5 protein-coding genes are annotated in these 7,206 nt (G+C 70.2%); 1 reads left to right on the top strand and 4 read right to left on the bottom strand.

Features of this window, described 5'->3' with window-relative positions; genetic code table 11:
• Window positions 1-13: 13 nt before the first annotated feature.
• From ACFV4N_RS32665 to ACFV4N_RS32680, 4 genes are all read right to left on the bottom strand, one after another.
• Entirely contained in the window at window positions 14-610 is a 597-nt protein-coding gene (locus ACFV4N_RS32665; RefSeq protein ID WP_344040493.1) for a GTP-binding protein, read from the bottom strand.
• Between the two features lie 33 nt (window positions 611-643).
• Window positions 644-1,066, bottom strand: coding sequence for a roadblock/LC7 domain-containing protein (locus ACFV4N_RS32670; protein ID WP_499676500.1), 423 nt, complete (start codon window positions 1,064-1,066; stop codon window positions 644-646).
• On the bottom strand, window positions 1,063-4,137 hold the full coding sequence (locus tag ACFV4N_RS32675) for a sensor histidine kinase (protein ID WP_499676501.1): 3,075 nt from the start codon (window positions 4,135-4,137) through the stop codon (window positions 1,063-1,065). Before ACFV4N_RS32675 ends, ACFV4N_RS32670 begins: the two co-directional genes overlap by 4 nt.
• Before the next feature lie 372 nt (window positions 4,138-4,509).
• On the bottom strand, window positions 4,510-5,460 hold the full coding sequence (locus ACFV4N_RS32680; RefSeq protein ID WP_499676502.1) for an ABC transporter substrate-binding protein: 951 nt from the start codon (window positions 5,458-5,460) through the stop codon (window positions 4,510-4,512).
• A 304-nt stretch (window positions 5,461-5,764) separates the two neighbouring features.
• On the opposite strand from ACFV4N_RS32680, the gene ACFV4N_RS32685 reads away from it, so the two are divergent.
• Entirely contained in the window at window positions 5,765-6,922 is a 1,158-nt protein-coding gene (locus tag ACFV4N_RS32685; protein WP_499676503.1) for a 4-hydroxybenzoate 3-monooxygenase, read from the top strand.
• Window positions 6,923-7,206 lie beyond the last annotated feature (284 nt).

A 7,206-nucleotide genomic window follows, 5' to 3' on the forward strand; every position in this document is an offset into this window, starting at 1 on the left:
GCCGTCGTGGGGATCAGGCGAACGTCGGCAGCCTCATCGCGTGCTGCACCAGCGTGATCAGCGTCTGCTTGGTCGACTGCCGGTTCCGCGCGTCGCAGGGCACGATCGGCACCGCCTGGTCGATCGTCAGCGCCTCCCGGATGTCCTCGATGCGGTGGTGCAGCAGCCCGTCGAAGCAGTTCACGCCCACCACGTACGGCAGTTCGCGGTCCTCGAAGAAGTCGATCGAGGCGAACGCGTCCGACAGCCTGCGGGTGTCGACCAGCACCACGGCGCCGATGGCGCCGCGCACCAGGTCGTCCCACATGAACCAGAACCGGTGCTGGCCGGGCGTGCCGAACAGGTACAGGATCAGGTCCTGGTCCAGCGACACGCGGCCGAAGTCCATGGCCACCGTCGTCGTGACCTTGTTCGGCGTGCCCGACAGGTCGTCCACCCCGACGCTGGCCTCGGTCATCACCGCCTCGGTGGTCAACGGGACGATCTCGGACACGGAACCGACGAACGTCGTCTTGCCTACGCCGAACCCGCCCGCCACGACGATCTTGGTCGACGTGACGGTCGGGCTCACCGCGGGTGACCCCGGCCGGCCGGGAACGCCACCGCTCATGTTGCTCTGCTTTCCCTAGTGGTCGGTGCGGTCTCAGCCGCGCATCGCGACGTGCAGCTGCGAGCGGATCTCCGGGGTGAGCTGGACGCCCACCCGCTCGACCAGCCGCGTCATGGCGTAGCCGATGAGGCCGATGTCGCAGTTCGGCGCGGCCAGCACGGCCAGGCAGGAACCGTCGCTGATGGACATCAGGAACAGGTAGCCCCGCTCCATCTCCACCACGGTCTGCTTGACGTCACCGGCCTCGAAGCAGCGCGCCGCGCCGAGGTTGAGGCTGACCAGGCCGGACGCGACGGCCGCGAGCTGCTCGGCGCGGTCGATGGGCAACCGGGACGAGGAGGCCAGCAACAGGCCGTCCGCGGAGACCACGATCGCGTGCGCGACGCCCGCGACCCTGCTGACGAAGTCGTCGACCAGCCAACTGAAGTTGTCAATTTCTTCGGCTGCGGTGGTCACTTCTGCTCCTTGTTGTCTGCGTTGCCGAACGACAAGCCCTCCCAGGGCATGGCGCTGTCTTCGCTGGACTCGCGGCCCAGCTGCACACCTCGCTGGTAGGTCGCGAACCGCTGCCGCAGCCTGTCGGCCGAGCGGCGCGGCGGCGTCGCGGTGGCGAGGCCGGAGGGCGCCGAGCCCGCCGCCGGCTGGGGGCCGGTGGGTGCCGACGCGCGGGGCGAGGGCGCGGTGAGCGAACCGGGCACCAGGCGCGCCTTGGGCACGCGCTTGGGCAGGCCCGCGGTCGTGGTGTCGTCCACCGGCGCCTTGAGCAGGTTCGTGGCGGCCGACCAGCCGTCGTCCGCCGAGCCCCAGCCGGGGCCGCCCGACGACGGGATGGCCGACGGCGCGGGCTCGCGCTTGGGCAGGCCCGCCGGGGTGGAGCCGCGGGGCGTGGGCGGCACCGGCCTGGCGGGCAGCGGAGCCTGCTCCTGCTCCCCGCCGACCAGGTCGACGCGGTCGGCGAACACCGTCTTCTCCGACGCGGTCGAACCGGACGCCGCCTGGTGGGGCGCGGCGCCCTGGTCGGGACGGGGCGGGAAGCCCGGCTCGGCGCGACCCCGGTCCGGGGAGGAGCCGAAGCCGTTCGACTCGTCCATCAGGTCGGTGCGGTCGGCGAACATCGTCTTCTCGGCGGCCGACTCCGGCGGCACGTCGCCACCCAGGTCGCCGCGCACCGTCGCCTCAGGGCCTTCGGCGCCCTGGAACCAGCGGGACAACACGTCCTCGTAGATCGGCAGGCGCTGGGTCGAGGCGTCGTCCTCCTCCTCGACCGGCGGCGCGGGCTTGGCCCGGTCGGCGGGCGGGTACGAGTAGTCGATCAGCGGCTCGCCCGGCGGCGGCACCGCCTCGTCGACGGTGGCGGTGAACAGGTCGGCCGCCGAGGTCTGCTCGACCTCGAAGAAACCGTTGGGCTCGGCCTCGTGGGTGTGCACGACCTGCGGGGCCGGACCGGGCGGCGGCGCCGGGGGCGCGTAGTCGCCGGGCGCGGCGTCCGGCGTCCACTTGGGCACGCCGGCCAGCACGCCGACGCCGCTCTCCTCCAGTTCGAGGTTGGCCGGGCGCGGCGGCAGGGCCGCCGGCGCGGGCCGCGCGGTGAGCGGCTCGGGGCCGCGGTGCAGCAGGTCGACCGGCAGGACCACCTGCGCCGTGACGCCACCCTCTATGTCGTCGTTGTTGTTCAACGTGACCCGGATGTTGTGGCGCTTGGCCAGCTGGCCGACCACGTACAGGCCCATCTCGCGCGCCACCGACACGTCGACCTCGGGCGGCTCGGCGAGCTTGGCGTTGGCCTCCGCGATGTCCTGCTCCTGCATGCCGACGCCGCGGTCGTGGATGCGGATGGACACCTCGCCGCGCCGGGTCTCTATGGCGCGCACCGTGACCTTGGTGGTGGGCTTGGAGAACGCGGTCGCGTTGTCCAGCAGCTCGGCGATGAGGTGCGCGAGGTCGTTGACCACGCGGCCCTGGATCTTCAGCTCCGGCGCGGGCGCGATCTGGACGCGCGCGTACTTCTCGACCTCCGACACCGCGGCGCCGAGCACCTCGGAGATCGGCACGGGCCGGGTGACGCGGCGGTTGACCGTGGTGCCGGAGAGCACCAGCAGGTTCTCGCTGTTGCGGCGCATCTGGGTGGCCAGGTGGTCCAGCTCGAAGAGGCTGGCCAGCTGGTCGGGGTCCTGCTCGTCCTGCTCCAGCCGGTCGATGACGGTGATCTGCCGCTCGACCAGCGCCTGCGAGCGCCGGGACAGGTTGATGAACATGTCGTTGACGTTCGCGCGCAGGGCCACCTGCTCGACCGCGAGGCGGACGGCTTCGCGCTGCACGGCGTCGAACGCCCGCGCCACCTGGCCGACCTCCTCGGTCGTGTGGATCGGCACCGGCACCAGCGCCTCCTCCGCCGCCCGCTCGGGGTCGCGGTGCTGGCGGATGCGCTTGATGGCGTCGGGCAGCCGGTTGCGGGCCACGTCCAGGGCGGTGCGACGCAGCACGCGCAGCGGCGTCAGCATCGAGCGGGCGACGAACGCCATGAGGGCGAACGCGATGATCAGCGCCACGGCCACCAGGGCCGCGTCGCGCCACGCGGCGGCGCGGGCGCTCTCGGTCAGGTCCACCGCGGCGGCGTCGGCCTGGCGCTCGATGTCCTGCGAGACCGTCCTGAGCAGACCGGCGGTCTCCTCGCCGAGGCTCATGACGGCGGCGCTGTCGATGGCGACCGAGCCCTCGTCGGCCTGCTGCACCAGGGCGAGCTGCACGAGCCGGTTGCGACCGTCCACGGCGGGACCGGACACGGTGTCGGCCAGCAACTGGCGGTTCTCCTGGCTCGCGGTGCCGGAGAACTCGGCGAGCGCGGCGTCCAACCGGGACTGCGCGGAGCGCAGCGCGCTCTCCTGGCCCGGCGCGAACCCGCCGCGTTCGGCGGTGGCCAGCAGGATCGCGTTCTGCTGCGACAGCTGCTCCTTCGCGTTGTAGAGCGCGAGGTTGGCACCCGACAGCGGGTTGATGGTCTCGTTGCTCAGGCTGCTCGCGGTCGCGCGGTGCACCTGGGACAGGGCGGTGAGCAGCTGCCCGTACGCGGTGTGGACCGACACGTCGGGGTACCGGCTGTTGGTCACCGTGTTGCGCAACGAGTTCAGGCCGTCCAGCGACTGGAGGGCGCGCTGGAACGCGTCGGACACCGACTGCTCGATGCCGGTGGTGGACGCGGCGACGTCCCTGAGCCGGCCGACCTCGACGTCGACCTTGCTGGACCGCGTGACCAGCTCGGCGGCGTTCTCGGTGCGGCCGCCCGCGACGAACCACACGGCGGCGTCGCGCTCGAGCTGGAGCGCGTCGGACACCGCGGCCGCCTGGGCGGACAGCTGGAGCTCCCGCTGCACCTTGCCGAACAGCTCGACGTCGTCGAGCTGCGTGTTCAGCCGGAGCCCCGCGAGGGTCAGGGTGCTCAGCGCGGGCACCAGGAGCACCACGGCGAGCTTGCTGCGCAGGCGCCAGTTCCGCAGACGCCACCGGGACACACCCCGGTCGGCGGGCACGGCGCCTGTGCTGGGACCCGAGTCGGGTGGCCGCCCGTTACCGGCGTCACCCGCGTCGAGTTGAATCCGCTCCGGTTCTTCCCCGGAGGCGTGGTCGTCGTGACCGCGCACCGTCAGCACACTCCCCAGCCCCCCAGCCAGTGAAACGACATCTGCCTGCAAACCCGGGCGATCTTCATGGAAAAAACCCGGGAGTCATACCGCCGTTCGGACCAGGTAGCCGGTAGTTTGCCAATCAACCATTGTCTCGCAGTGCCCTGCTGGGCGCGCTAAACGATCGCTAACCGACGTTCACGGCTATTTCACGCTGGAGACCCGAACGGGAAACACGCGAGGGGAGCCCGACGACCAACCGGGCTCCCCCCGGAGCGGTCAGCTGCCGGAGCTGCTGACCAGCATCGGCTTCACGTCGAACTTCTCCTCGAGCAGGCCATAGGTTGCCATCAGGTCCGAGACCCGCTGCAACCGGGTGGCGTCCAACGAGGTCGGGAACTCGCCGAAGTGCACGAGGCTGGCGGTCTCCTTGTCCACACCGGCGTACTCCACCAGCAGCGGCTCCACCGTGGGGCGGTCGGCGGCGTCGCGCTGGCCCTTGGCCATCGCGCGCTGGAACGCCGCGACGGTCTTGGGGTTCTCCTCGGCGAACTTGCCGGTGGTGGCGTAGCCGCCGATCGGGATGCCGTCCGTGGGACCGGACGCGGCGTCGAGCACGGTGACCTGGCCGCTGTTGCGCTGGGCCCGGCTGATGAACGGCTCCACCATGAACGCGGCGTCGACCGTGCCGTTCTGGACGGCGGCCTCCATGTCCGGGAAGGCGAACTCCTTGAAGTTCACCTTCGACAGGTCCACGTTGGCGGCTTCCAGGGTGGCCTTCGCGGTCAGCTCGGCGATGTTCGCGAACGTGTTGATCGCGATGGTCTTGCCCTCGAAGTCCTTGGGCGACTTCACCGGCGAGTCGGCCTTGGCGAGGATCAGGAACATGTCGGGCTTGGTCTGGTAGCCGTCGTTGATGAGCTTCAGGCCGCCGACGCCCTTCGCGCTCTCCTTGGACTCCGCCAGGATGAACGAGACCCAGTTGCCGAAGGTGACGTCCAGGTCGCCCTTGATCATGCTCGGGATGGCCGTGGCGCCACCCTGGACCTTGACGACCTCGACCTCAAGGCCCTCCTCCTGGAAGTAGCCCTTCTTGATCGCGACGTGGACCGACGCGACGTCGAGGATGGGGAGCAGGCCAAGCTTGATCTTGGCCTTCTCGACCTTGCCCGATCCGGCGGACTCGGCGGGCTTCTCCTCCTCGCCGCCGAGCAGGCCGCAGCCCGACACGGTGGCGAGGAGGGCGACAGCGGACAGAACGCCGAGAATCCTTCGTGCCGAGAGGCCGACTCTTCGAGTCATGGGGTGCATCTCCTGTTGGAGTGGCGACTTTGCGGGGGCAGGATGCACGGGCGACGGGGGCGCTGTGAACCACTCAAAGTGATGCGGGTGGCTCGACAAGACCCCAGTCGACCGACACTCGAAGGCTGATCCACTACCTTCGGTGAGCATCTTTGCACAGGCTGTCCAGAGGTTGGGGTATGCGGTGATCGATCATGACTCCGAATGGGCCGTACAGAGCAACCGGCGTGCCGTGGGCATCGTCGGCGCGGGCCCTGCCGGGTTGACCCTGGGGAACCTGCTCCGCGAAGCCGGTATCCCCTGCGTTGTGCTGGAAAAAGGCACTCGCGAGTACATCGAGAACAGGCCCCGCGCGGGGGTGCTGGAGCACCGCGCGGTGCAGATGCTGGCCGCCCACGGGCTGGCCGACCGGTTGCTCCGAGAGGCGGATCGGCACGGCTCCTGCGAGTTCCGGGTGGACGGCGTCGCGCACGAGGTGGACTACGCCACCCTGTACGACGGCCAGACGCACTACATCTACCCGCAGCAGGAGGTCGTCCAGGACCTCGCGCGGCACTACGTCGACGAGCGCGGCGGCGACGTCCGGTGGTCGGTCAGCGAGGTCGAACTGCACGACATCGAGACGCCGGAACCGGCCCTGAGCTGGACGAACGCCGACGGCACCCGCGAGCGGCTCGAGTGCTCGTTCATCGCCGGCGCGGACGGCTTCCACGGCGTGACGCGGCGCAGCATCCCGCCGGGCGCGGTGCAGGAGTTCAGCCACCAGCACGGCATCGAGTGGCTGAGCATCCTCGCGGAGGCCCCGCCATCCACCCACAAGGTGATTTACGCGCTTCACCCGGATGGATTCGCGGGGCACATGCTCCGCAGTTCTACGGTTTCGCGCTACTACCTCCAGGTCCCGGTGGACGACACCGTCGACAACTGGCCGGACGAGCGGGTGTGGGCCGAGCTGCACAAGCGGTTGGCGCTCAAGGACTCCGACTGGAAGCTGGTCGAGGGGCGCATCATCGAGAAGCGCATCCTGGACATGCGCAGCCACGTGGTCGAACCGATGAACCACGGGAACCTGTACCTGCTCGGCGACGCCGCGCACATCATCACGCCGGTGGGCGCGAAGGGAATGAACCTCGCGTTGCACGACGCCGAGGTGCTGGCGGCCGCCCTGACGTCCTACCACCGAACGGGTGATGACAGCGGACTCCGTTCGTACTCCGAGGTGTGCCTGCGCCGCGTGTGGCGTGCGCAGGAGTTCTCGCAGTGGATGGTGTTCATGATCCACCGTTCGCCGGAGCCGTTCCTGAGCCGGTTGGGGCAGGCCCGCCTGGAGCACCTGATCGGCTCGCGCTCGTCGGCCGGGTACTTCGCCCAGAACTACGTGGGGCCTTGAGGAGAACAACTCGCGATTAGCGGTGCCGCCCGCCGGTGAGCCGGCCCGCCGCACCGGGAGGACGACCCGATCCCGTTCTCCGCCGCGCCCCGACAACGGACCGCGGCGGGGAACGGGACGAAACCCGGCGGATCATTTCCGCCCCCGCGACCGACCACTTCCCCCGAATAGCAGTTTTGGCTGAACGGCACCATTTCCGTTTCTCCACCGCGCACCCGCCGCCGCGATCACCGGGCGCCGCAACGCATTTCCCCCGAACGCCGCTCCGCACGCGTCCCGCCGCC

It is taken from the genome of Actinosynnema sp. NPDC059797, assembly GCF_042732085.1.
Lineage (GTDB): Bacteria > Actinomycetota > Actinomycetes > Mycobacteriales > Pseudonocardiaceae > Actinosynnema.